The 24,733-nt window shown below is 68.1% G+C and carries 23 protein-coding genes and 2 tRNA genes; 9 read left to right on the forward strand and 16 right to left on the reverse strand.

Features of this window, described 5'->3' with window-relative positions; translation table 11 throughout:
• The first annotated feature begins 23 nt into the window (after positions 1-23).
• A complete protein-coding gene (locus DQP57_RS16395) occupies positions 24-971 on the forward strand; it encodes an NUDIX hydrolase (RefSeq protein ID WP_112633901.1) in 948 nt (315 codons plus the stop codon).
• Positions 972-1,052: 81 nt separating this feature from the next.
• Here the strand turns inward: DQP57_RS16395 and DQP57_RS16400 are convergent, their stop codons facing one another.
• From DQP57_RS16400 to leuC, 3 genes are all read right to left on the reverse strand, one after another.
• Complete coding sequence (locus DQP57_RS16400) at positions 1,053-1,697, reverse strand: HU family DNA-binding protein (protein WP_112633902.1); 645 nt, start codon at positions 1,695-1,697, stop codon at positions 1,053-1,055.
• A gap of 211 nt (positions 1,698-1,908) precedes the next feature.
• Positions 1,909-2,505, reverse strand: a complete 597-nt coding sequence (gene leuD / locus DQP57_RS16405; RefSeq protein ID WP_112633903.1) for a 3-isopropylmalate dehydratase small subunit — start codon at positions 2,503-2,505, stop codon at positions 1,909-1,911.
• A 26-nt stretch (positions 2,506-2,531) separates the two neighbouring features.
• Entirely contained in the window at positions 2,532-3,971 is a 1,440-nt protein-coding gene (gene leuC, locus DQP57_RS16410) for a 3-isopropylmalate dehydratase large subunit (protein WP_112633931.1), read from the reverse strand.
• 86 nt (positions 3,972-4,057) lie between these two features.
• Between leuC and DQP57_RS16415 the strand changes: the two genes are divergently transcribed.
• Together DQP57_RS16415 and DQP57_RS16420 are read left to right on the forward strand one after the other, a co-directional pair.
• Entirely contained in the window at positions 4,058-4,759 is a 702-nt protein-coding gene (locus tag DQP57_RS16415) for an IclR family transcriptional regulator (RefSeq protein WP_112633904.1), read from the forward strand.
• 47 nt (positions 4,760-4,806) lie between these two features.
• Positions 4,807-5,319: a pyridoxamine 5'-phosphate oxidase family protein gene (locus DQP57_RS16420; RefSeq protein WP_112633905.1), complete on the forward strand. Its 513-nt coding sequence runs from the start codon at positions 4,807-4,809 to the stop codon at positions 5,317-5,319.
• Between the two features lie 12 nt (positions 5,320-5,331).
• On the opposite strand, the gene DQP57_RS16425 is transcribed toward DQP57_RS16420, so the two are convergent.
• From DQP57_RS16425 to DQP57_RS16440, 4 genes are all read right to left on the reverse strand, one after another.
• Positions 5,332-5,404 (reverse strand) — tRNA-Glu (locus DQP57_RS16425).
• A 73-nt stretch (positions 5,405-5,477) separates the two neighbouring features.
• Positions 5,478-5,549, reverse strand: a tRNA-Gln gene (locus tag DQP57_RS16430).
• A gap of 148 nt (positions 5,550-5,697) precedes the next feature.
• Positions 5,698-7,185 (reverse strand): glutamate--tRNA ligase, encoded by a 1,488-nt coding sequence (gene gltX / locus DQP57_RS16435; protein WP_205869146.1) that lies wholly within the window; start codon positions 7,183-7,185, stop codon positions 5,698-5,700.
• Positions 7,182-7,988, reverse strand: a complete 807-nt coding sequence (locus DQP57_RS16440; RefSeq protein ID WP_112633906.1) for a fumarylacetoacetate hydrolase family protein — start codon at positions 7,986-7,988, stop codon at positions 7,182-7,184. Before DQP57_RS16440 ends, gltX begins: the two co-directional genes overlap by 4 nt.
• Positions 7,989-8,209: 221 nt before the next feature.
• Here DQP57_RS16440 and DQP57_RS16445 point away from each other — a divergent pair, with 221 nt between their 5' ends.
• Positions 8,210-9,514, forward strand: a complete 1,305-nt coding sequence (locus DQP57_RS16445) for an MFS transporter (protein ID WP_112633907.1) — start codon at positions 8,210-8,212, stop codon at positions 9,512-9,514.
• On the opposite strand, the gene DQP57_RS16450 is transcribed toward DQP57_RS16445, so the two are convergent.
• A complete protein-coding gene (locus DQP57_RS16450; RefSeq protein ID WP_112633908.1) occupies positions 9,414-10,424 on the reverse strand; it encodes a 3-isopropylmalate dehydrogenase in 1,011 nt (336 codons plus the stop codon). The two genes, DQP57_RS16445 and DQP57_RS16450, sit on opposite strands and share 101 nt — an antisense overlap.
• Entirely contained in the window at positions 10,421-12,007 is a 1,587-nt protein-coding gene (gene serA, locus DQP57_RS16455) for a phosphoglycerate dehydrogenase (RefSeq protein ID WP_112633909.1), read from the reverse strand. Before serA ends, DQP57_RS16450 begins: the two co-directional genes overlap by 4 nt.
• A 29-nt stretch (positions 12,008-12,036) precedes the next feature.
• On the opposite strand from serA, the gene DQP57_RS16460 reads away from it, so the two are divergent.
• Positions 12,037-13,467: a phytoene desaturase family protein gene (locus DQP57_RS16460; protein WP_112633910.1), complete on the forward strand. Its 1,431-nt coding sequence runs from the start codon at positions 12,037-12,039 to the stop codon at positions 13,465-13,467.
• Positions 13,464-14,075 (forward strand): NAD(P)H:quinone oxidoreductase, encoded by a 612-nt coding sequence (gene wrbA, locus DQP57_RS16465; RefSeq protein ID WP_112633911.1) that lies wholly within the window; start codon positions 13,464-13,466, stop codon positions 14,073-14,075. The genes DQP57_RS16460 and wrbA overlap by 4 nt, the downstream gene beginning before the upstream one ends.
• 61 nt (positions 14,076-14,136) lie before the next feature.
• Here the strand turns inward: wrbA and ilvC are convergent, their stop codons facing one another.
• The 3 genes from ilvC to DQP57_RS16480 all read right to left on the reverse strand — a co-directional run bounded on the left by ilvC (position 14,137) and on the right by DQP57_RS16480 (position 17,569).
• A complete protein-coding gene (gene ilvC, locus DQP57_RS16470; protein WP_112633912.1) occupies positions 14,137-15,138 on the reverse strand; it encodes a ketol-acid reductoisomerase in 1,002 nt (333 codons plus the stop codon).
• 62 nt (positions 15,139-15,200) lie between these two features.
• A complete protein-coding gene (gene ilvN / locus DQP57_RS16475) occupies positions 15,201-15,701 on the reverse strand; it encodes an acetolactate synthase small subunit (RefSeq protein WP_112633913.1) in 501 nt (166 codons plus the stop codon).
• Entirely contained in the window at positions 15,701-17,569 is a 1,869-nt protein-coding gene (locus tag DQP57_RS16480) for an acetolactate synthase large subunit (RefSeq protein WP_112633914.1), read from the reverse strand. The genes ilvN and DQP57_RS16480 overlap by 1 nt, the downstream gene beginning before the upstream one ends.
• Before the next feature lie 356 nt (positions 17,570-17,925).
• Here DQP57_RS16480 and DQP57_RS16485 point away from each other — a divergent pair, with 356 nt between their 5' ends.
• On the forward strand, positions 17,926-18,282 hold the full coding sequence (locus DQP57_RS16485; protein WP_112633915.1) for a PH domain-containing protein: 357 nt from the start codon (positions 17,926-17,928) through the stop codon (positions 18,280-18,282).
• A 9-nt stretch (positions 18,283-18,291) separates the two neighbouring features.
• Here DQP57_RS16485 and DQP57_RS16490 read toward each other — a convergent pair whose 3' ends face one another.
• Positions 18,292-19,152: a DoxX family protein gene (locus tag DQP57_RS16490; RefSeq protein WP_112633916.1), complete on the reverse strand. Its 861-nt coding sequence runs from the start codon at positions 19,150-19,152 to the stop codon at positions 18,292-18,294.
• Positions 19,153-19,403: 251 nt separating this feature from the next.
• On the opposite strand from DQP57_RS16490, the gene DQP57_RS16495 reads away from it, so the two are divergent.
• A complete protein-coding gene (locus DQP57_RS16495) occupies positions 19,404-20,534 on the forward strand; it encodes a PQQ-dependent sugar dehydrogenase (protein WP_112633917.1) in 1,131 nt (376 codons plus the stop codon).
• Positions 20,535-20,619: 85 nt separating this feature from the next.
• On the opposite strand, the gene gatB is transcribed toward DQP57_RS16495, so the two are convergent.
• Complete coding sequence (gene gatB, locus DQP57_RS16500; RefSeq protein ID WP_112633918.1) at positions 20,620-22,134, reverse strand: Asp-tRNA(Asn)/Glu-tRNA(Gln) amidotransferase subunit GatB; 1,515 nt, start codon at positions 22,132-22,134, stop codon at positions 20,620-20,622.
• Here gatB and DQP57_RS27445 point away from each other — a divergent pair.
• A complete protein-coding gene (locus DQP57_RS27445; protein ID WP_276310840.1) occupies positions 22,133-22,363 on the forward strand; it encodes a 2-isopropylmalate synthase in 231 nt (76 codons plus the stop codon). The genes gatB and DQP57_RS27445 overlap by 2 nt on opposite strands.
• Here the strand turns inward: DQP57_RS27445 and DQP57_RS16510 are convergent.
• Complete coding sequence (locus DQP57_RS16510) at positions 22,360-23,385, reverse strand: MinD/ParA family ATP-binding protein (protein ID WP_240631783.1); 1,026 nt, start codon at positions 23,383-23,385, stop codon at positions 22,360-22,362. The genes DQP57_RS27445 and DQP57_RS16510 overlap by 4 nt on opposite strands.
• 265 nt (positions 23,386-23,650) lie before the next feature.
• Positions 23,651-24,682: an ATP-dependent 6-phosphofructokinase gene (locus DQP57_RS16515; RefSeq protein ID WP_112633920.1), complete on the reverse strand. Its 1,032-nt coding sequence runs from the start codon at positions 24,680-24,682 to the stop codon at positions 23,651-23,653.
• Between the last annotated feature and the right edge of the window lie 51 nt (positions 24,683-24,733).

Consider the following 24,733-nt stretch of genomic DNA (forward strand, 5'->3'; position numbering starts at 1 on the left):
CGAATTGATCTGCAGGAGTTGAGGTGCCGACCAATAATTCGTCCGCCGCTCGGCGCTCCGGAAGCCGAGTGGTCTATGCCGCCGGCGCGGTGCTGTGGCGACCAGGCGATGCCGACGCGGCCGACCACGACATCGAGGTCGCCGTCATTCACCGGCCGCGGTATGACGACTGGTCACTGCCCAAGGGCAAGGTGGACCCGGGCGAGACGGCCCCGGTGGCCGCCGTGCGCGAGGTGCTGGAGGAGACGGGTCAGCGCGCGGTCCTCGGCCGGCGGCTCGACCTGGTCAGCTATCCGATCGAGGCGGGCGTCAAAAAAGTCTTCTACTGGGCGGCGCGCGCCACCGGCGGCGAATTCGTGCCGAACCACGAGGTGGACGACTTGGTGTGGCTCCCGATCACGGAGGCGATGAAGAAGCTCGGCTACGCCCAAGACCGAAAAGTGTTGCGCCACTTCACTAAAAAGCCCGCCGACACCCACACCCTGTTGGTGGTCCGGCACGGCACGGCGGGGCGCAAATCGCGCTTCTCCGGCGATGACGCCAAGCGGCCGCTGGACAAACGCGGACGCGCGCAGGCCGAGGCGCTGGTTCCGCAGCTGCTCGCCTTTGGTGCGTCGCACGTGTACGCGGCCGACCGCGTCCGCTGCCACCAGACGGTGGAACCGCTTGCCGCGGAATTGGGCGTGCCCGTGCACAACGAGCCGGCCCTCACCGAGGAGGCCTACGCCCATCATGCGAAACGCGGCCGCCACCGAATGCTGGATATCGCCGAGCAGCACGGGACGGCGGTTGTCTGCACGCAGGGCAAGGTGATTCCGGACCTGATCGCGTGGTGGTGTGAGCGCGACGGCGTGCGGCCCGACAAATCGCGCAACCACAAGGGCAGCACCTGGGTGCTCTCGCTGTCAGACGGCCGGCTGGTGGCCGCCGACCACATCGGTGGCGCGCTGGCCGCCAACGTCCGGGCCTAGCGACCGCCGCTAAGCGCACGAATACCCTTCGGGGGCACCGCTGCCGCCCGAAGGGTACTCGTGTCTAGAACTTGACTGCGCTTACTTGCGACCGCGACGTGCGGTCGTCTTCTTGGCCGGGGCCTTGCGGGCCGGAGCCTTGCTCGCCGCCTTCTTGGCCGGAGCCTTGGTCGCGGCCTTCTTGGCCGGGGCCTTCTTGGCCGCAGCCTTCTTGGCCGGAGCCTTCTTGGCCGCAGCCTTGCGCACCGGGGCCTTGGTCGCGGCCTTCTTGGCCGGAGCCTTGGTCGCGGCCTTGCGGGCCGGAGCCTTCTTGGCCGCAGCCTTCTTGGCCGGAGCCTTCTTGGCCGCAGCCTTCTTGGCCGGAGCCTTCTTGGCGGCGGTCTTCTTGGCCGCACCACTTCCGGCTACCACACCGCGCTTGACGGCCGGGCCGTCCGACGGGAGGCGCTGTGCGCCAGACACAACCGCTTTGAACTGAGCACCGGGGCGGAACGCCGGAACGGACGTCGGCTTGACCTTCACCGTCTCACCGGTCCGCGGGTTGCGGGCCACCCGCGCTGCGCGGCGCCGCTGTTCGAAAACGCCGAACCCGGTGATGGTGACGCTGTCGCCCTTGTGTACCGCACGCACAATGGTGTCGACAACGTTCTCGACCGCAGCGGTCGCCTGTCGACGGTCCGTGTTCAATTTAGTTGTGAGCACATCAATGAGCTCTGCCTTGTTCATCAATCCCTCCGACACTAGTGGTCCTCGATTTGAACCGACTAGTGGACACGGTAAACCCTCACCCAGCAAATTTCCAAGAGCCACGCGCAATTTCACGGCAAGGCGTACGGCGTTTTCGCAATCTGGTTGGCGCCCTTGACCGGTGGAGGGACTTAAAAATCGGCTCGGATTAGTTAGCCGATCAAGCAGAAAATCGGCCGCGGCCGACCGCTCACGAGGTGGGCGTTGTGCGCGGCTTCCAGTCCGGATACGCCATCTCGAACGACTCGATTTTGTCGAGTTTCCGCAGCGTAAGGGCTATATCGTCAAGCCCTTCGAGCAATCGCCACGCGGTGTGGTCGTCAATCTTGAACGGCAGCACCGTCGTTCCCGCGGTGATATTTCGATCTTGAAGATTGACAGTGATTTCCAAGCCGGGACTCTGCTCGATGAGCTTCCAGAGCAGCTCCACGCCGTCCTGAGAAACTTCGGCCGCCACCAGCCCGGCCTTGCCGGCGTTGCCCCGGAAAATGTCACCGAATCGAGACGAGATGACCACCCGGAACCCGTAGTCCATCAGCGCCCACACCGCATGCTCGCGCGAGGATCCCGTCCCGAAATCGGGTCCCGCCACGAGCACTGACCCCCGGTCAAAGGGGCTGAGGTTTAGTACGAATGACGGATCCGTTCGCCAACTGGCGAACAGGCCGTCCTCGAAACCGGTTCGGGTGACGCGCTTCAAATACACCGCCGGAATGATCTGATCGGTGTCGACATTGGAGCGCCGCAGCGGCACACCGATACCGGTGTGGGTGTGAAATGCTTCCATGCTCAATCCCTTCGCAGTCGAATCCGTCAGCTCAAATCGGCGGGAGCAGACAATGTGCCGCGAACCGCCGTCGCGGCGGCAACGGCCGGAGACACCAAATGCGTGCGGCCGCCTTTACCCTGGCGCCCTTCGAAGTTGCGGTTGGACGTCGCCGCACACCGCTCCCCCGGTGCAAGCTGGTCGGGATTCATCCCCAGGCACATCGAGCAGCCCGCCTGGCGCCATTCCGCGCCGGCGGCGGTGAAAACCTCGCCCAGCCCTTCGGCTTCGGCCTGCGCACGCACCCGCATCGAGCCCGGCACGACGAGCATCCGCACCCCGGGCGCGACCTTGCGACCGCGCAGCACGTCGGCGACGAGGCGCAAGTCCTCGATACGACCGTTGGTACAAGAGCCCACGAACACCGTGTCGACGGCGATGTCACGCATCGGCGTGCCGGGTCGAAGGTCCATATATGCCAAGGCTTTCTCGGCCGCCTGGCGCTGTCCGTCATCGGTCATCAGCTCCGGGTCCGGAACGGCGTCGGCCAGCGGCACGCCCTGGCCGGGGTTCGTCCCCCACGTCACGAACGGGCTCAGCGACGCGGCATCGAGGTAGACCTCGGTGTCGAATTCCGCTCCGGGGTCGGTGTGCAGCTGCTGCCAATAGCGCATCGCCGCATCCCATTGCGCCCCTTGCGGCGCGTGCGGGCGGTCCCGCAGAAAATCGAATGTGGTGTCGTCCGGAGCCACCATCCCCGCCCGGGCACCGGCTTCGATGCTCATATTGCAGACGGTCATCCGCCCTTCCATCGACAGCGATTCGATGGCGCTGCCGCGGTATTCGATGACATGGCCCTGCCCACCGCCGGTGCCGATCTTGGCGATCAGCGCCAAAATGATGTCCTTGGCCGTCACGCCGGCGGGCAGTTGCCCATCGACATTGACCGCCATCGTCTTGAACGGCCGCAGCGGCAACGTCTGGGTGGCGAGCACATGTTCGACTTCCGAGGTGCCAATTCCCATGGCCAGTGCGCCGAAAGCGCCGTGGGTCGAGGTGTGACTGTCCCCACAAACGATCGTCATCCCGGGCTGGGTGAGGCCCAGCTGCGGCCCGACCACGTGCACGATGCCCTGCTCGACGTTGCCCATTGGGTATAGCCGCACACCGAATTCGGCACAATTTCGCCGCAATGTCTCGACCTGGGTCCGCGACACCGGGTCGGCGATCGGCTTGTCGATATCGATGGTCGGGACGTTGTGATCCTCGGTCGCCAGCGTGAGATCGGGACGGCGCACCGGCCGGCCGGCCAGGCGCAGGCCGTCGAAGGCCTGCGGGCTGGTGACTTCGTGCACCAGGTGCAGGTCGATGTAGATCAGGTCGGGCTCGCTGGCGCCACCGGACACCACAACGTGGTCATCCCAGACCTTTTCGGCCAGAGTGCGCGGTGTGGTGGCGGCCGCCGCCGTCGCTTGGTCGGTTCCCATCTCGAACTCGCCTCGATTCGCCTCACGTAGCGGCTCGCCGAGCATCCGGGCTGTGATCTCAGAATGCGAGACGCTAATATCTCCTTATGAGACAGCATAGCGGTATCGGCGTCCTGGACAAAGCCGTGGGTCTCTTGCACGCGGTCGCCCAATCACCCTGTGGATTAGCGGAACTGTGTGAGCGGACGGCGTTACCTCGTGCCACGGCGTACCGGCTGGCGGCCGCCCTCGAAGTCCATCGCCTGCTCGCCCGCGACGACGAAGGACGCTGGCTGCTCGGCCCGGCCGTCACCGAACTCGCCGCCCATGTCAACGATCCGCTGCTGGCCGCCAGCAGCGCGGTGCTCCCACTGTTGCGTGAGACCACCGGCGAAAGCGTGCAGCTGTACCGCCGCGAGGGCACCGACCGGGTCTGCGTCGCCGCGCTGGAACCCGCTGCCGGCCTTCGCGATACGGTTCCGATCGGCGCGCGGCTGCCGATGACGGCCGGCTCAGGCGCCAAAGTGCTGCTGGCCCATAGCGACGCGGCCACTCAGAAAGCGGTGCTCGCGACGGCGAAATTCACCGAACGAACGCTGGCCGAAGTGCGGCGGCGCGGCTGGGCCCAGAGCGTGGCCGAGCGCGAGCCGGGGGTGGCGAGCGTGTCGGCGCCGGTGCGCGACAGCCGCGGTGCCGTCGTCGCGGCGATCTCGGTATCGGGGCCCATCGACCGGATCGGCCGGCGCCCGGGGGCGCGCTGGGCCGCCGATCTGCTGTCCGCCGCCGACGCGCTCACCCGTCGTCTCTGAGCCACCGGCGCACACCGGATCACAGCCGGCCTGACAGACTGACCGGCATGGGAACCAATCAGCGCGCGAGCATCGTCATGTCCGAAGACGAGGTCGCCGAGTTCGTCGTCAAAAGCCGCACCGGCACGCTGGCCACCATCGGCGCCGACGGCCAGCCTCACCTGACCGCCATGTGGTACGCCGTCGTCGACGGCGAGATCTGGCTGGAGACCAAGGCCAAGTCGCAGAAGGCCGTCAACCTCAAGCGCGACCCGCGGGTGAGCTTCCTGATCGAGGACGGTCACACCTACGACACGCTGCGCGGGGTGTCCTTCGAGGGCGTCGCCGAGATCGTCGACGATCCCGACGTCTCACACCGCGTGGGGGTCAGCGTCTGGGAGCGCTACACGGGTCCCTACACCGACGACATGAAGCCGTTCGTCGAGCAGATGATGAACAAGCGGGTTTGCGTTCGCATCGTGGCCCGGCGGGCTCGCTCATGGGATCACCGCAAACTCGGCCTGGCGGCCATGCCGTTGGGTGGATCGACAGCACCGGCGGTCCTGGGGACCGACCAGTAGCCGCGATATTTGTAGCCCCGATGGGATTCGAACCCACGCTACCGCCGTGAGAGGGCGGCGTCCTAGGCCGCTAGACGACGGGGCCAGAAACGATCCGAGCAGTCAGCATAGCTCACCCCGCTAGGCCCACCTAATCGCTTGAGGCGGAGCGAGTTTTGCTGGGGTACCAGGACTCGAACCTAGAATGGCTGAACCAGAATCAGCTGTGTTGCCAATTACACCATACCCCATTGGCCGCCTAAAACCGCTGGTCAGCGTCGATTGCGGACTTTCATAACCTCTGTGGAGTCCGCCTCCGCCAGCCGTCGTCGGCTTTCGTAAACCGCAGTGCAGACTACCAAAGTCTGGCCGCGCCCTGCGCCGCGTGGTCCCGCTCGCTCAGGCGGGGTCCCGCCCGGCCGTCTCGCGCGCCGCCCGCAGCCGCGCCACGCTGCGGTCGCGGCCGAGCAGCTCCAGCGACTCGAACAACGGCGGACTGATCGTCGTGCCGGTGGCCCCCACCCGGATCGGGCCAAACGCCTTGCGCGGTTTGAGCCCCAGCTCGTCGATGAGGGCAGTCTTGAGCGCGGCCTCGAGCTGGGGCGCCGTCCAGTCCGTCACGCCGTCCAGCGCGGGCAGCGCCGCGTCCAGGACCGCGGCACCGTCGGGTCCCAGCTCTTTGGCGGCCGCCTTGGGGTCGATGGCGTACTCGTCGTCGTTCAGGAACTTCAGCAGGGACCAGGCGTCACCGAGCACCACGATCCGGGTCTGCACCAACTCGGCGGCGGTGGCGAAGCCGGCGTCGTCCAATTCGAGGCGATGACCGTGCGCGTCGAAATAGTCGCGCAGCCTGGCGGTGAAATCGTCGACGGTCAGCAGCCGGATGTGCTCGGCGTTGAGCGCGTCGGCCTTCTTCTGGTCGAAGCGGGCGGGATTGGAGTTGACGTTGACCACATCGAACGCGGCGACCATCTCGTCGAGGCTGAACACGTCGTGGTCGTCGGCGATGGCCCAGCCGAGGAGCGCGAGATAGTTGAGCAGACCCTCGGGGATGAAGCCCCGGTCGCGGTGGGCGAACAGGTTGGATTGCGGATCGCGCTTGGACAGTTTTTTGGTGCCCTCCCCCAATACCGTTGGAAGGTGGGCGAACTGCGGAGTGCGCTCTGCCACGCCGATCCGTATCAGCGCCTGATACAGCGCCAGCTGGCGCGGGGTCGAGGGCAGCAGGTCCTCGCCGCGCAGCACGTGCGTGATTTTCATCAGCGCGTCGTCACACGGGTTGACCAACGTATACAACGGATCTCCGTTGGCGCGGGTCAACGCGAAATCGGGGACGGACCCGGCCGCGAAGCTGGTGGTCCCGCGCACCAGGTCGTCCCAGGCGAGATCTTCGTCGGGCATCCGCAGCCGCACCACCGGCTTTCGGCCCTCCGCCAAAAACGCGGCGCGCTGGGAATCGGTCAGCTGGCGGTCGAAATTGTCGTAGCCCAGCTTGGGATTACGGCCCGCGGCGACATGGCGCGCCTCGACTTCCTCTGGCGTCGAAAAGGCGTAATAGGCCTCACCCGCTTCGAGCAGCTTGGCCACCACGTCGTGATAGATCTCACTGCGCAGCGATTGGCGGTAGGGGCCGTAGGGACCACCGACCTCGGGTCCCTCGTCCCAATCAAGGCCGAGCCAGCGCAGTGCGTCGAGCAGCGCCAGATAGCTTTCCTCGCTGTCGCGCTGCGCATCGGTGTCCTCGATGCGAAAGACGAAGGTACCCCCGGTGTGTCGTGCGTAGGCCCAGTTGAACAGCGCCGTGCGGACCATGCCGACGTGCGGGGTGCCGGTGGGCGAGGGACAGAATCGAACCCGGACCAGGTCTGGTTGTGCGGGTGCAGTCACGATTTTCCTTTGCGGACCACGGGATTGGTGAGGGTGCCGATGCCCTCGATGGTGATCGAGACGGTGTCGCCGTCCTCGATGGGGCCGACACCGGCCGGCGTGCCGGTGAGGATGATGTCGCCGGGCAGCAGGGTCATCACGGCCGAGATCCACTCGACGATGGCGCCGATGTCGTGGATGAGTAGCGAGGTCCGGCTGTTCTGCTTGACCTCGCCGTTGACCTCGGTGCGCAATTCCAGATCGCCCGGGTCGAGCGGTGTGAGATCGGTGACGATCCACGGGCCGACCGGGCAGAAGGTGTCATGCCCCTTGGCCCGGGTCCACTGGCCATCGGATTTTTGTTGATCGCGCGCCGACACATCGTTACCGATGGTGTAGCCGAGGATGTTCTCCGCGGCCTGGGCGGCCGAGACGTCCTTGCAGGGCCGGCCGATCACCACCGCCAGCTCGCCCTCGAAGTGCACCGGTGAAGCGTTGGCGGGCAACCGAATCGGCACGTTGGGCCCGATGATCGCGGTGTTGGGTTTGAGGAAGATCACCGGATCCACCGGGGCCGGCCCGGTCATCTCCTTCATCTCGGCGATGTGATCGGCGTAGTTCTTCCCGATGCACACCACCTTGCTGGCCAGTATCGGGGCGAGCAGCCGGACGTCGGCCAGCGGCCATGATCGGCCGGTGAAGTTCGGGGTGCCGAATGGATGTTCGGCGATCTCCCGCGCGATCATCTCGGCTGGGTCGTTGAGATCGCCTTCGATGCTGACGAAGGCGACACCGTCCGGGCTGGCGATTCGACCAAGGCGCATTCGGTTGAGCCTAGTGACGGTCGCGAGCGCGGCGTAGCCGGGCGTGGCGGGCCGTCACCATCCGAGCTTGCTTCTGGCGACGATTCGGGCCGGGACGGCCCGAGGAGGAGCCAGACGATCCGGCCTAGTGACGGTCGCGAGCGCGGCGTGGCGGGCCCCAAATGGCGAGCAACGGCACCAGTCCTACCCCTAAAATTCGCGCCGGTATGCAAGCATGGGGAATGCAGACCGAGCCCGCCGCGACGCCCGAAATCGGCACGGCCGCGCGCTGGTCGATCATGATCGTTTCGCTGCTGGCGACCGCGAGTTCGTTCCTCTTCATCAACGGCGTCGCGTTCCTCATCCCGTCGCTGCAGGGCGCGCGCGGGATCCGGCTCGACGAAGCCGGCCTGCTGGCCTCGATGCCCAGCTGGGGCATGGTGTGCACGCTGGTGCTCTGGGGGTATGTGCTGGACCGGGTCGGCGAGCGGGCGGTGATGGCCACCGGCTCGGCGCTGACCGCCATCGCGGCCTACGCCGCCGCGTCGGCGCATTCGATGGTGCTGATCGCCGTCTATCTATTTCTCGGTGGGATGGCCGCGGCCAGTTGCAACACGGCCGGCGGGCGGCTGGTGTCCGCGTGGTTCCCGCCCCATCAGCGCGGGCTGGCCATGGGCATCCGCCAGACCGCCCAGCCCCTGGGAATCGCCTTGGGCGCGATGATAATTCCCGAGCTCGCCGAACACGGGCCACAGGCCGGGCTTCGGTTCACCGCGCTGGCGTGCACGCTCGGGGCGGTCGTGAGCGTGGTCGGCATCGTCGACCCCCCGCGCAAGCCCCGTGCCAGCGCGAGCCATCAGGAACTGGCCAGCCCATACCGAGGGTCGTTGACGCTGTGGCGAATTCACGCGGTGGCGGGCCTGATGATGATGCCGCAGACGGTCACCGTGACGTTCATGCTGGTGTGGCTGATCAAGAACCTGCACTGGTCGGTCGCGGTCGCCGGCGGATTGGTCACCCTGTCGCAGCTGCTCGGCGCGCTCGGCCGGGTGGCCGTAGGCCGCTGGTCGGATCGGCTGGGTTCACGCATGCGGCCGGTGCGCTACATCGCCGCCGCCGCGGTGCTGACCCTGCTGCTGCTGGCGTGGGCCGATTACATGAACACCCGGTGGCAGGCGGTGCTGATGGTCGCCATCTCGGTGATCGCGGTGCTCGACAACGGCCTGGAAGCCACCGCCATCACCGAATTCGCCGGCCCGTACTGGAGCGGCCGGGCCCTGGGCATCCAGAACACCACCCAGCGGATGATGGCGGCCGCCGGTCCCCCGCTGTTCGGTGCCTTGATCTCGGCCGCGAAATATCCGCCGGCATGGATGCTGTGCGCGTTGTTCCCCTTGGCGGCAATGCCGTTGGTGCCGACCCGGTTGCTGCCGCCCGGCTTGGAAACTAGAGCCCGGCGGCAATCCGTTCGCCGACTTCGGTGGTGGCGCGCCGTTCGTTCCCACGCGTTGCCAGATACTGCTCGACGGCCCGGTCCACCCGCTTAGCGGCGGCGTCCTCGCCCAGATGGGCCAGCAGCAGCGCCACCGACATGATGGCGGCGGTCGGATCGGCGATGCCCTGGCCGGCGATGTCGGGCGCGCTGCCGTGGACGGGCTCGAACATCGACGGATTGGTGCGGGTGCCGTCGATATTTCCACTGGCCGCCAGGCCGATTCCGCCGCACACCGCCGCCGACAGATCGGTGATGATGTCGCCGAACAGGTTGTCGGTGACGATCACGTCGAACCGGCCGGGGTCGGTGACCATGAAGATGGTCGCGGCGTCGATGTGTTGGTAGGCCACCTCGACGTCGGGATAGTCCCGGCCGACCTCGGCCACGACGCGCGACCACAGCCTGCCGGCGAAGGTCAGGACGTTGGTTTTGTGCACCAGCGTCAAGTGCTTTCGGCGGCGCTGCGCCCGCTCGAACGCGTCGGTCACCACGCGGCGCACACCGAACGCCGTGTTCTGGCTTACCTCGGTGGCGACCTCGTTGGGCGTTCCGACGCGGATGGCGCCGCCGGTGCCGGTGTAGGGCCCTTCGGTTCCCTCGCGCACCACCACGAAGTCGATCTCGGGGTTGCCGGCCAGCGGGCTGTTCACGCCCGGGTACAGCCGGCCCGGCCGCAGGTTGATGTGGTGGTCCAGCTCGAAACGCAAGCGCAGCAACAAGCCTCGCTCCAGGGCGCCGCTGGGCACCGAGGGGTCACCGATGGCCCCGAGCAGAATGGCATCGTGCGCGCGCAGTTCGTCGACGACGGAGTCCGGCAGTAGCTCGCCGGTGGCGTGGTATCGCCGCGCACCCAGGTCGTAGCTGGTCTTGTCCACCCCGGGCAGCACCGCGTCGAGCACCTTGACGGCCTCGGCCACCACCTCTGGGCCGATGCCGTCACCTTCGATGATGGCGAGCTTCACGAAAGATCAACCACCTCAAGCTTGTTGGCGCCCACGGCGGCGCCGATTTCGGCCCGCACGTCGCCCGGCACGTCGCGGTCCAGCCGCAGCAGGATCGTCGCGCTCGAGCCCTCGGCGTCCTCGGACAGTTGCGCGGCCTGGATGTTCACCCCGGCCGAACCGAGCAGGGTGCCGATCTTGCCCAGCGCACCGGGCTGGTCGACATAGTTGATCACCAGGTTGATACCGCGGGCACGGAGATCGAAGTTGCGGCCGTTGATCTGCACGAGCTTCTCCACCAGCTGCGGCCCGGACAGGGTGCCCGCGACGTTGACCGCGGTGCCGTCGGGCGCCACCGCGCGCACGTCGACCACGCTGCGGTGGTTCGGGCTCTCCGAAGCGGTGCCGATTTCGGCGGTGATGCCGCGCTCTTCGGCCAGTGCCGGCGCGTTGACGAAGGTGACCGGGCCCTCGACGACGGCGGAGAACAACCCCCGCAGGGCCGAAAGCTTAAGCACCTCAACATCTTCGGAGGCAAGCTCGCCGCGCACCTGCACCGACAGCGAGACCGGCGGGCCGTCGGACAGCGTGGCGGCCAGCACCCCGAGCTTGCGCACCAGGTCCAGCCAGGGCGCGACCTCCTCGTTGACCACCCCGCCGCCGACGTTGACCGCGTCGGGAACGAATTCCCCGGCCAGAGCGAGCTTCACGCTCGCCGCCACGTCGGTGCCGGCCCGGTCCTGCGCCTCTTCGGTCGACGCCCCCAGGTGCGGGGTGACCACCACCTGCGGCAGCTCGAACAGCGGGCTGTCGGTGCAGGGTTCCTTGGAGAAGACGTCGAGACCGGCCGCGCGCACGTGGCCGCTGCGCACCGCGTCCGCGAGCGCCGCCTCGTCGACCAGACCACCGCGGGCCGCGTTGACGATGATGACGCCCGGCTTGGTCTTGGCCAGCGCATCCTTGTCGATCAGACCCGCGGTCTCGGGCGTCTTCGGCAGGTGCACCGAGATGAAGTCGGCGCGGCCCAGCAGCTCGTCCAGCGTCAGCAGTTCGATGCCCAACTGCGCGGCCCGCGCCGGCGACACGTAGGGATCGTAGGCGATCAGGTGAGTGCCGAAGGCGCTGAGCCGCTGGGCAACCAGCTGGCCGATCCGGCCCAGCCCCACCACGCCGACCGTCTTGCCGAAGATCTCGGTGCCCGAGAACGACGACCGCTTCCAGGCGTGCTCGCGCAGCGAGGCGTCGGCGGCCGGCACCTGGCGGGCCGCGGACAGCAACAGCGCCAGCGCGTGCTCGGCGGCGCTGTGGATGTTCGACGTCGGCGCGTTGACCACCAGCACGCCGCGCTCGGTGGCGGCGTCGACGTCGACGTTGTCCAGCCCGACCCCGGCGCGGGCGACGATCTTCAGCTTGGGCGCCGCCGCCAGCACCTCGGCGTCGACCGTCGTGGCCGAACGCACCAGCAGCGCATCGGCCTCCGGCACGGCCGCCAGCAGCTTCTCCCGGTCGGGGCCGTCCACCCAGCGCACCTCGACCTGGTCGCCCAGGGCGGCGACGGTGGATTCGGCGAGCTTGTCGGCAATGAGTACAACAGGCAGATTCACCCGGCCAGCCTATCGGCTGTAATTGACGCGTGGACGTCACCATCGTCGGCAGCGGACCCAACGGGCTGGCCGCTGCCGTAATCTGCGCCCGGGCCGGCCTGAAAGTGCAGGTCGTCGAAGCTCAGCCGACGTTTGGCGGGGGCGCGCGCACCGCCCCCGACCCAGATTGTGCGGGAGTCTTGCACGACATCTGCTCCGCGGTGCACCCGCTGGCGCTGGCGTCGCCGTTCTTCGCCGAATTCGACCTGCCCGCCCGCGGCGTGCGGCTGGCGGTGCCGGAGATCTCCTACGCCAACCCGCTGCCCGGACGTCCGGCGGCCATCGCCTACCGCGACCTGGACCGCACCTGCGCCGAACTCGAGCACGGTGCGTCGTTCAGACGCCTGCTGGGTCCGCTGGTCGAGCGGTCCGACGACGTGGTGGCCCTGCTGCTGGGTGACAAACGGTCGATCCCGAACTCGCTGCCCTCGGCGGTGCGGCTGGGGCTGCGGATGCTGGCCCAGGGCACCCCGGCGTGGGGGACGCTGGCCGGCGAGGACGCCCGCGCGCTGTTCACCGGCGTTGCCGCCCATATCATTTCGCGGATGCCGTCGCTGACCGCGGCGGGTGCCGGGATGATGCTGGCCACCCTCGCGCATTCGGTCGGCTGGCCGATCCCGGTGGGCGGCAGCCAGGCCATCACCGACACGCTGATCGCCGACCTGCGCGCGCACGGTGGCGAGCTCACGGCGGGCACGGAGGTCACCGAACCGCCGGGTGGCGTCGTCGCCTTCGACACCGCGCCGACCGCGCTGCTGCGCATCTACGGTGACGCCCTGCCCGCCCGCTACTCGAAAGCGTTGCGCCGCTATACGTTTGGCCCGGGCGTCGCGAAGGTGGACTTCGTGCTGGGCGACGAGATCCCGTGGCAGGACGAGCGGCTGCGGCAAGCCCCGACGCTGCACCTCGGCGGCAGCCGAACCCAGATGGCCCGCGCCGAGGCCGACATCGCCGCCGGCCGGCACGCGCAGTGGCCCATGGTGCTGGCGGCGTCACCGCACGTCGCCGACCCCGGCCGCGTCGACGCCGCCGGCCGCCGCCCGTTTTGGACCTATGCCCACGTGCCGTCGGGGTCCACCGTCGACGCGACCGAGGCGGTGACGGCGGTGGTCGAGCGCTTTGCTCCCGGTTTCCGCGACGTGGTGGTGGCGGCGCGCGCGGTGCCGGCCGCGCGGTTGTGCGACCACAACGCGAACTACGTCGGCGGTGACATCGGGATCGGCGGCAACTCCGCCTGGCGGGCGATCGCCGGGCCCACACCGCGGTTAAACCCTTGGCGCACACCGATTCCCAAGGTTTACCTGTGTTCTGCGGCCACCCCGCCGGGCGGCGGTGTGCACGGCATGGCCGGCTACTACGCGGCGCGCACGCTGTTGAAACGCGAATTCGGCATCGTCGAGCTGCCTAAGCTGGCGCCATGACGAAACTCGCGGTCATCTACTACTCGGCCACCGGCCATAACACCACGATGGCGCGGCGCGTTGCCGCCGCCGCCGAGGAGGCGGGGGCCGACGTGCGCCTGCGGCACGTCGCCGAAACACAGGATCCCGAAACCTTCGCCCACAACCCGGCCTGGACGGCGAACTACGAGGCCACCAAGGACCTTCCGGCGGCCACCGGCGACGACATTGTCTGGGCCGACGCGGTGATCTTCGGTTCACCGACCCGCTTCGGCTCCCCGGCAGCGCAATTGCGGGCGTTCCTCGACTCGCTGGGCGGGCTGTGGGCGCAGGGCAAGCTCGCCGACAAGGTGTACGCGGCGTTCACGTCGTCCAACACCGTGCACGGCGGTCAGGAAACCACCCTGCTCTCGCTGTACATCACGCTGATGCATTTCGGCGGCATCATCGTGCCGCCGGGATACACCGACCCGTGCAAGTTCGTCGACGGCAACCCCTATGGGGTCAGCCTGGTCTCCACCCACGACAACATCAGCGAATTCGACGAACCCACCGAGAAGGCCCTCGAGCATCTGGCCCGCCGCGTGGTCGAGACGGCCGACCGGCTGGGTTCTGCGCCGCGACACTGAAACTACGCACACGACACGCCGCGGCGGGTGTGCGTAGTTTCAGTCTCGACGCATCAGGGAGTTAGGCCGTTTCGGTGATCGGCCGGTCGACCCAGCTCATCAGGTCGCGCAGCTTCTTGCCGGTGACCTCGATGGGGTGCTCGGCGTTCTCCTTGCGAAGCTGCTCGAGTTGCTTGTTGCCGCCCTCGACGTTGGCCACCAGCTTCTTGGTGAACTCACCACTTTGGATGTCGCGCAGGATCTCTCGCATCCGCTCCTTGGTGCCGGCGTCGATGACCCGCGGGCCGGACAGGTAGCCGCCGAATTCCGCGGTGTCGGACACCGAGTAGTTCATCCGGGCGATGCCGCCCTCGTACATCAGGTCGACGATCAGCTTGAGCTCGTGCAGCACCTCGAAGTAGGCCATCTCCGGCGGGTAGCCCGCCTCGACCATCACGTCGAAACCGGTCTTCACCAATTCCTCTGTGCCACCGCACAACACGGCCTGCTCACCGAACAGGTCGGTCTCGGTCTCGTCCTTGAAGGTGGTCTTGATGACACCGGCGCGGGTGCCGCCGATGGCCTTGGCGTAGGACAGGGCCAGCGCCTCGCCCTCGCCGTTCGGGTCCTGGTCGACGGCGATCAGCGCGGGCACACCCTTGCCGTCGACGAACTGGCGACGCACCAGGTGCCCCGGGCCCTTGGGTGCCACCATGGCGACGGTGACGTTGGCCGGCGGCTTGATCAGGTCGAAGTGGATGTTGAGCCCGTGGCCGAAGAACAACGCGTCGCCATCGGAGAGGTTGGGTTCGATGTCGTTCTTGAAGATGTCGGCCTGCGCGGTGTCGGGCGCCAGCAGCATGATGACGTCGGCCCACTTGGCGACCTCGGCGGGGGTGTCGACGTCCAGGCCCTGCTCTTGCACCTTGGCCCGCGACTTCGACCCCTCCTTGAGGCCCACCTTCACCTGCACGCCGGAGTCGCGCAGGCTCAGCGAGTGCGCGTGCCCCTGGCTGCCGTATCCGATGACCCCGACCTTGCGACCCTGGATGATCGTCAGGTCCGCATCGTCGTCGTAGAACATCGGCAATGTCTCCCCAGACGGGTTAGCCACTTCACTATCTCCTTCTCGTTTGCACTGAAAACTTATTTGGCCGTGCCGATTCCGCGTGGACCGCGGGACAACGACACCACCCCGGACTGGACGATTTCGCGGATCCCGAAGGGTTCCAGGACCCGCAGCAGCGCCTCGATCTTGCCGCGGTCACCCGTGGCCTCGATCGTCAGCGCCTCCGGCGACACGTCGATCACCTTGGCGCGGAACAGGTTCACCGCTTCGATCACCTGACTGCGGATGCCCGCGTCGGCGCGCACCTTGATCAGCGAAAGTTCCCGCGACACCGAGTTGTCGTCGTCGAGCTCGACGATCTTGATGACGTTGATCAGCTTGTTGAGCTGCTTGGTGATCTGTTCGAGCGGGGTCTCCTCGGCGGAGACCACGATCGTCATGCGCGACATGTCCTTCTGCTCGGTGGCGCCGACGGCCAGCGATTCGATGTTGAAGCCGCGCCGGCTGAACAGCGCCGCCACCCGGGCGAGCACGCCGGGCTTGTCCTCGACCAACACCGACAGGGTGTGTGTGTGCATCAGGCGTGCCCTTCGCTCTCGTCGTCGAACAGCGGGCGGATGCCGCGGGCCGCCTGAATCTCGTCGTTGCTGGTGCCGGCGGCCACCATCGGCCACACCTGCGCGTCGGCGCCGACGATGAAGTCGATCACCACCGGGCGGTCGTTGATCGCACGCGCCGCGTTGATCACGTCCTCGACGTCTTCCTCACGCTCGCACCGCAATCCGACGCAGCCCAGCGCCTCGGCCAGCTTCACGAAGTCCGGGATGCGATGCGAGTGCGTGGCCAGATCGGTCTGCGAGTAGCGCTCCTCGTAGAACAGCGTCTGCCACTGGCGCACCATGCCCAGGTTGCCGTTGTTGATCAGCGCCACCTTAATCGGGACGCCCTCGATCGCGCAGGTGGCCAGCTCCTGGTTGGTCATCTGGAAGCAGCCGTCGCCGTCGATCGCCCACACCTCGGCCTCCGGGCGTGCCATCTTGGCGCCCATCGCCGCCGGGATGGCGAAGCCCATGGTGCCCAGCCCGCCCGAGTTCAGCCAGGTGCGCGGCTTCTCATACGAGATGAATTGGGCCGCCCACATCTGGTGCTGGCCCACGCCGGCGACGTACAGGGCGTCCGGACCGGCGATCTGGCCAAGCTTTTCGATGACGTATTCCGGGCCGAGGCTGCCGTCGCTCTGCGGCCCGTAACTCAGCGGATAGGTGGACTGAACCTCGTTGAGGTAGGCCCACCACTCGGTCATGTCGAGCTTGCCGGGGATCCCGTCCTGGCGCAGCAACTCGAGCAGCTCGATGATGACGGCCTTGACGTCGCCGACGATCGGCACGTCGGCGTGGCGGTTCTTGCCGATCTCGGCGGGGTCGATGTCGGCGTGAATGACCTTGGCCTCCGGGGCGAAGGTGTCCAGCTTCCCGGTCACCCGGTCATCGAAGCGGGTTCCCAGCGCGATCAGCAGGTCGCTGCGCTGCAGGGCCGCCACCGCGGCGACGGTGCCGTGCATGCCGGGCATGCCCATGTGCTGCGGGTGGCTGTCCGGGAAGGCGCCGCGCGCCATCAGCGTGGTCACCACGGGGATGCCGGTCAGCTCGGCCAGCTCGCGTAGCTGCTCGGTCGCTTCCCCGCGGATGACGCCGCCGCCCACGTAGAGCACGGGCTTGCGGGCGGCCGCGATCAGCTTGGCGGCCTCGCGGATCTGCCGGCTGTGCGGTTTGGTGTTCGGCTTGTATCCGGGCAGGTCCAGACGCGGCGGCCAGCTGAACGTGCACTGGCCCTGCAGCACGTCCTTGGGGATGTCGACCAGCACCGCGCCGGGGCGACCCGAGGATGCGATGTGGAACGCCTCGGCCATCACCTGCGGGATCTCGTTGCCCGAGCGGACCAGGAAGTTGTGCTTGGTGATCGGCATCGTGATGCCCGAGATGTCGGCCTCCTGGAAGGCGTCGGTGCCGATCAGCGAGCGTCCGACCTGGCCGGTGACGGCCACGACGGGAATCGAGTCCATCTGGGCGTCGGCCAGCGGGGTCACCAGGTTGGTGGCGCCCGGCCCGGAGGTCGCCATGCAGACACCGACCTTGCCGGTGGCGTGGGCGTAGCCGCTGGCGGCGTGGCCGGCGCCCTGCTCGTGGCGGACCAGCACGTGGCGCAGCTTCTTCGAGTCGAACAGCGGGTCATAGACCGGCAGGACCGCGCCGCCGGGAATGCCGAAGATAACCTCTACGCCGAGTTCCTCCAGCGAACGGATCACCGATTGGGCGCCGGTAACTTGTTCGGGCCCAATGCGTTTCGGCTTACCGGCCGCGGACTTCGCGGCGGGCTTGGCCGCGTCCGTGGCGATGTCGGCAGCGTCCGGTGTCGCGGGGGCGTGCTGCCTGATGGGAGCGCTCACTGTCGTTCAGTCCTTATTCATGTCCGGGAATCTCGCTGGGGCAACAAAAAACCCCCGACAGCTCATCTGCTGCACGAGGGTTGCGCGTTGGTGCTGGATTGCTTCAAATGCTCAAACGCAAGTCAGCCGCCAACGCGCCGACCAATTACTACGAGCATTCCGGGCTTTCCGGCGGTATCCATAGCGTCCGACGGTAGCCTTCGCACAGCTCAGCAGTCAAATCCGTGACCGGTCACCGGGCGGGCGGCCGCCGCGGGCCCGGGTGAACGCACGCGGAACCGGCCGCGGGCGTGGGGTGAAAGGATGGTGGGGTGGCTAGCGGTTCGTCTCCCCAAACCCCGTCCCAGGCGCCCGTCGTGATCAAGGTGTCGCCGATAGCGCACCTGGCCGTCGGGTTCTTGACCCTCGGGTTGCTGATCCCGGTGATGCTCTGGCCGCCGTCCCTGCCGCTGCTGATCCTGCCGATGCTGCTGTCGGCGTTGATCATCCGGCTACGCACCGTCGCCGACGACCGGGGCGTGACCGTTCGGACGCTGTTGGGCAGCCGACGGGTGCGCTGGGACGACATCGACGGGTTGCGTTTCCATCGCGGTTCGTGGGGTCGCGCGCGCCTCAAGAACGGTGAGGAACTGCGGTTGCCCGCGGTCACGTTCTCTACGCTGCCGCAGCTGACGGAGGCCAGCGCGGGACGGGTCCCCAACCCCTACCAGTGAAGTGGCTGGTCAGCCGATCGGATTCACGCCGTTGAGCGCCACCCACACCCCGACGCCCGCGGCGATGCCGGCCAGCAGCGCGACGAAGGAGCCGATGAAGGGCCGGTGGGCCCAGCCGCGGCGCGCGTCCAGTCCGTAGCGGCCGGGTCCGCACAGGATGACCGCGGCGGCGAGCACGATCAGGGTGATCTGGTATTCGTGGCCCTCGGGCAGGAAGTACGAGAAGTTGCGGGTGTGCGGGCGCACCGAGACGCTGGCCAGCAGGCCGTTGATCAGGAACGCCAGCGCGCCCGCCGCGGCTACCGGCGTGAACAAGCCCAGTATCAGCAGCACGCCCGCCACGGCCTCACCGCCGGCGCTCACGTAGGCCAGGATGTCGGCGTGCTGGTAGCCGACATCGGACAGTGAGTTCTTGAAGCCCGCCACGCCCGAGCCACCCCACCAGCCGAACAGCTTCTGCAGCCCGTGCGCGCCGAGCACCACGCCCAGCCCGACGCGCAGCAGCAGCAAACCGAGATGCTGCGTCCCGCGCCGGCCGACGTCCTGCAATCGGTCGTGGTGTTCGTCGTCGTCGAGGTCGGTGGTCTCGGGGGCCGCGTGCCGGGCCGCCGAGTGCGGCTGGACGTAGGGCAGGGGTTCCTGCTGTTCGAGCAGGTTGTAACCCCCGGCAGCGGAGCCGGCGACCGCGGCGGCGCCGCCGTACGGGATGACCGTGGTGGTGCCGGTGGACGGGTTGAAGTCGCCGGGGTAGCCGACGGGCGTCAGATCATCTTCGGGATCGACCAGCCGCGCCGAGGCGGGGCGTCCCGGGGTCGGCTCCGGGGATTCGCCGGGGCGCTGCCAATGTGCGTCATTCGGTTGACTGGTCACGGGTGTCAGGGTAAGGGCATTCCGGCCTGAATTGGGGATTTGAGCGGCGCTTTCGCCTGGCAATCGGTGGTTTGCCCGCCAAAGGGGGCCGGATCGGCCCGAAATCGCCGTCCGAGCCCGTTTCGGCGGCCCGCGACGGGGATCTCGGGTGGGGCAGGCCGGCCCCTTGGCCGGACCCAATCGGGTCTTCGGCGGCCGGCACCAGGGACGTGTGTGGCGGCGTCGCGGGCACTGTCCGTAGCCTGACGGTCATGCGACTAGGGCGAGCGGGACGGTCGGTTCGGCGCGGGTTCGCCGCGCTGTGCGCCCTCGTGCTGGTGACGAGCGGGTGCGCGCGCTTCAATGACGCACAATCGCAACCGTTCACCACCGCGCCCGAACTCAAGCCGCAACCCAGCTCGACGCCTCCCCCGCCGCCGCCGCTGCCGCCCACGCCGTTCCCCAAGGCCTGCCCCGCCCCCGGCGTGATGCAGGGCTGCCTGGAGAGCACCAGCGGCCTGATCATGGGTCCGGACAGCAAAACCGCGCTGGTCGCCGAGCGCACCACCGGGGCGGTCAAGGAGATCGCGGTCAACGCCGAGCCGAAGGTGAAGACGGTGATCCCGGTCGACCCGTCCGGCGACGGCGGCCTGATGGACATCGTCATGTCGCCGACCTACACCCAGGACCGCCTGATGTACGCCTACATCAGCACGCCCACCGACAATCGGGTGATCCGGGTGGCCGACGGTGACATCCCCAAGGACATCCTGACCGGGATTCCCAAGGGCGCCACCGGAAACACCGGGGCATTGATCTTCACCAGCCCCACCACGCTGGTCGTGATGACCGGCGACGCGGGCAATCCGGCGCTGGCCGCCGATCCCAAGTCGCTGGCCGGCAAGGTGCTGCGGATCGAGCAGCCCACCACCGTGGGCCAGGCGCCGCCGACGACGGCGCTGTCCGGCGTGGGCGCCGGCGGCGGCCTGTGCACCGACCCCGTCGACGGCTCGCTCTACGTCGCCGACCGCACCCCGACGGCGGATCGGTTGCAGCGCATCACCAAAACGTCCGACGTCTCGACGGTGTGGACCTGGCCGGACAAGCCCGGCGTGGCCGGCTGCGCGGCGATGGACGGGACCGTGCTGGTCAACCTGATCAACACCAAGCTGACGGTCGCGGTCCGGCTGGCGCCGGCCACCGGCGCGGTCACCGGTGAACCCGACGTCGTCCGCAAGGACACCCACGCGCACGCCTGGGCGCTGCGCATGTCACCGGATGGAAACGTCTGGGGCGCAACGGTCAACAAGACGGCCGGGGATGCCGAGAAGCTGGACGACGTGGTGTTCCCGCTCTTCCCGCAGGGCGGCGGGTTCCCGCGCAACAGCGACGACAAGAGCTAGATCGGCGCCACTGCGCCGAGTGTGAACTCACGACGCCGTACCGGCGTGTCGCGTCGTGGAATGCACCGTCGGCAGCGGCCGGCGGCTAGCCCTGGCCGCAGGCGGCCAACACCAGTTCGCGCACCCGGGCGGCGTCGGCCTGGCCGCGGGTTGCCTTCATCACCGCGCCGACGATCGCGCCGGCCGCGGCCACCTTGCCGCCGCGAATCTTTTCTGCCACATCGGGATTGGCGGCCAGCGCCTCGTCGACGGCCGCCTGGGTCACCGAGTCGTCGCGCACCAGCGCCAGACCGCGGGCGGTCATCACCTCTTCGGGCTCGCCCTCCCCGGCCAGCACGCCCTCGACGACCTGACGGGCCAGCTTGGTCGACAGCTTGCCCTCGTCGACCAGGGCCACCACGGCGGCGACCTGGGCGGGGGTGATGGCCAGCTCGTCCAGCGCCACGTTGGCCTCGTTGGCCTTCTGCATCAGGAAGTTTCCCCACCAGGCGCGGGCCTGCTCGCTGGACGCGCCATGTGCGATGGTCGCGGTGACCAAATCGATCGCCCCCGCGTTGACCAGGTCGCGCATCACCTCGTCGGAGATTCCCCATTCGTCCTGAATACGCTTGCGGCTCAACCACGGCAGCTCGGGGATGGTCGCGCGCAGCTGCTCGACCAGTTCGCGGCTGGGCGCGACGGGCTCCAGGTCCGGCTCGGGGAAATACCGGTAGTCCTCGGCCGTTTCCTTGGTGCGGCCCGGGCTCGTGTAACCGCCAGCCTCGTGAAAGTGCCTGGTTTCCTGGATGATCCGACCCCCCGAGGCCAGAACCGCGCCCTGGCGCTGCATTTCGTAGCGCACCGCCACCTCGACGCTTTTGAGCGAGTTGACGTTCTTGGTCTCGGTCCGGGTGCCGAACTCGGTCGCACCGGTGGGTTTGAGCGACACATTGGAATCACAACGCATAGAGCCCTGGTCCATGCGGACGTCGGATACCCCCAAGGCGCGCAACAGGTCTCGCAACGCCGTGACGTAGGCGCGGGCGATCTGCGGCGCCCGGGCCCCGGCGCCCTCGATGGGCTTGGTGACGATTTCGATCAGCGGCACACCGGCGCGGTTGTAGTCGATCAGCGACGTGGTCGCGCCGTGGATGCGGCCCGTCTCGCTGCCGATGTGGGTGAGCTTGCCGGTGTCTTCCTCCATGTGCGCGCGCTCGATCTCGACCCGCCAGGTGGTGCCGTCGTCCAGCGGCGCCTCCAGATAGCCGTTGATGGCGATCGGCTCGTCGTACTGCGAAATCTGGTAGTTCTTCGGCTGGTCGGGGTAGAAGTAGTTCTTCCGGGCGAAGCGGCACCACGGCACGATCTCGCAGTTCAGCGCCAGCCCGATGCGAATGGCCGACTCGACCGCGCTCTGGTTGAGCACGGGCAGCGAGCCGGGCAGGCCCAGGCACACCGGACACACCTGGGTGTTGGGTTCGGCGCCGAAAGCGGTGGTGCAACCGCAGAACATCTTGGTGACGGTGGACAATTCCACGTGTACCTCGAGGCCGAGTACCGGATCGAAACGCGCGATGACGTCGTCGAAGTCCATCAGATCGGCGCTGGCGGCAACACTCATGCGCTCGATCCTAGTGGTGATCGCGAGCGCGGCGGAGCCGGGCGAAGCGGGTCACCACCCCGACGGTCTAGTGGTGATCGCGAGCGCGGCGGAGCCGGGCGAAGCGGGTCACCACCCCGACGGTCTAGTGGTGGCGGAGCCGGGCGAAGCGGGTCACCACCCCGACGGTCTAGTGGTGATCGCGAGCGCGGCGGAGCCGGGCGAAGCGGGTCACCACCCGACGGTCTAGTGGTGGACGCGAAGGGGCTCCCCTCCCCTGCCCGGGAACATCTCGGCCAGCACGGCCGCCATCTGCAGATAACTGCGCCGGCTCTCCTTGCTCAACCGGTCCAGCGCGATCTTTCGTCCATCGTGCACGTGGCGATCGAACGGCAGCACCACCGTGGCGCCGACGCGGGCGGACAACCGGTCGAGTTCGGTGACGGCCACGCCGTCGACCTTGGCCGGCTCGACGTGGTTGATGGCCAGCACCGTCCACTGCATCAAGGACTGATAACCGTTGTGGCACAACCACTCCAGCGTCGCCCGGGTTTTACGTACCGCATCGATGGCGGGGCTGGTGACCACGACCAGGGCGCGCGATTCCGGCAGAACCGCGTCCATCACAGCGGAATTGAGCGTTTTGACGCAGTCGACCAGCACCACCGAATACTGGTTTCGCAGCATCGAGAAGGCCCGCAGCATGTCGTGGCGCTCCAGGCGCCAGTCGCTGTCCGGCAGCCCCAGCACTTCCAGCCCGAAGCCGTTCATGTACGTCAGCGCGCGGATGTCCTCGTACTGCGGCGCGGGGTTGCCGCGCAGCAGGTCGGCGATGCTGTGCGGGCTGTGCTGACCGTGGCGCTCCGCCAGGTCCCCGGCGTCGATATCGAGGGCGAGCACCCGGTCGTCGCGCACCGCCGCGAACGTCGACCCGAGCGCCTCCACCACGGTGGTCTTACCGACCCCGCCCTTGAGGTTGAGCACGGCGATCGGAAAGGCGCCGCCGACGGTGGCGCGGATGCGCTGCCGCAGCTCGTTCTCGTACGCCGTGTCCTTGCCCGGGCCAAGTTCGATGCCCGTCACGCGATGCAGCAACTGTCGCCAATCGAACCTGTTGGCGGCGGTGTCGTGCGTGTCGAAGCGGTCCAGCGCCGTCGCCCCCAGCATCGGTTCGGGACGCGCCGGCGCCGGCCGGGGCGGTGGCCGCAGGGGCAAGGGCGGGGGTGGCGGCGGTCCGGTCGGCTGGCGATGCGGTCCGCGGGACTGCGGCACGGTGGCCGCCGCGGAGTCGACGCCGGCGCGGCGCCTGGGCGGCGGGCCCGGCCTATGGTTCGGCGGAACCGGTGGTCCCCCCGCTGCTGCGGATTGCTGAACGACTCCGCGAATCGCACCGCGGTGGCTCATACCCCCGGTATAACCCCTGAGGACCGGTCCGGAAACCACAAAATGCGGCGATCGCGAACCACTCGGATCATTGGCGGGCAAATTCAGGCCACGGCTCACTGAGATCCACCGGATGTTCGCCCAGCGGGGGCGTCTAACCGAAGAAGGCCGCGGCGTCGTCGTAGCGGCTATCGGGGACCAGCTTGAGCTGGCGCACCGCGTCGGCCAGCGGAACCCGGCCGATATCCTGCCCGCGCAACGACACCATCTGCCCGTATTCCCCCGCGTGCGCGGCGTCGGCCGCATTCACCCCGAACCGCGTGGCCAGCACCCGGTCGTAGGCCGTCGGGGTGCCGCCGCGCTGGACGTGACCCAGCACGGTCACCCGGACGTCCTTGTTGATCCGCTTCTCCACCTCGGCACCGAGCTGGGCGGCCACGCCGGTGAACTTCTCGTGGCCGAATTCGTCAATCCCGCCCTCCCGCAACGCGATCGAACCGGGGATGGGCTTGGCGCCCTCGGCGACCACGCAGATGAAGTGCGAATCTCCGCGCTGGAAGCGCCTTTTCACGAGCCGGCAGACCTCTTCGACGTCGAAGGGCTGCTCGGGAATCAGGGTCATGTGCGCGCCCGAAGCCAGGCCGGCGTTCAGCGCGATCCAGCCGGCGTGGCGGCCCATCACCTCGACCAGCATCACCCGCTGGTGCGATTCGGCGGTGCTGTGCAGCCGGTCGATCGCGTCGGTGGCGACGGTCAACGCGGTGTCGTGGCCGAAAGTCACGTCGGTGCAATCGATGTCGTTGTCGATGGTCTTGGGGACACCGACCACCGGCACGTTCTCCTCCGAGAGCCAGTGCGCGGCCGTGAGCGTGCCCTCCCCGCCGATGGGAATCAGGACGTCGATCCCGTTGTCGTCGAGGGTCTGCTTGATCTGGTTGAGCCCGGCCCGCAATTTGTCGGGGTGCACCCGGGCGGTGCCCAGCATGGTTCCACCCTTGGCCAACAGACGGTCGTTGCGGTCGTCGTTCTGCAGCTGAATGCGCCGGTTCTCCAGCAATCCGCGCCAGCCGTCCTGGAATCCGACCACCGACGAGCCGTACCGGGAGTCGCAGGTTCGCACCACTGCCCGGATGACCGCGTTGAGCCCGGGGCAGTCGCCGCCTCCGGTGAGCACTCCGATCCGCATGATCTCATCTTGCCTGGGCCGGCGGGGTTATGGCGCGATTAGCCCGCGACA

This window comes from Mycobacterium colombiense, from assembly GCF_003284935.1.
Taxonomy (GTDB): Bacteria; Actinomycetota; Actinomycetes; order Mycobacteriales; family Mycobacteriaceae; genus Mycobacterium; species Mycobacterium arosiense_A.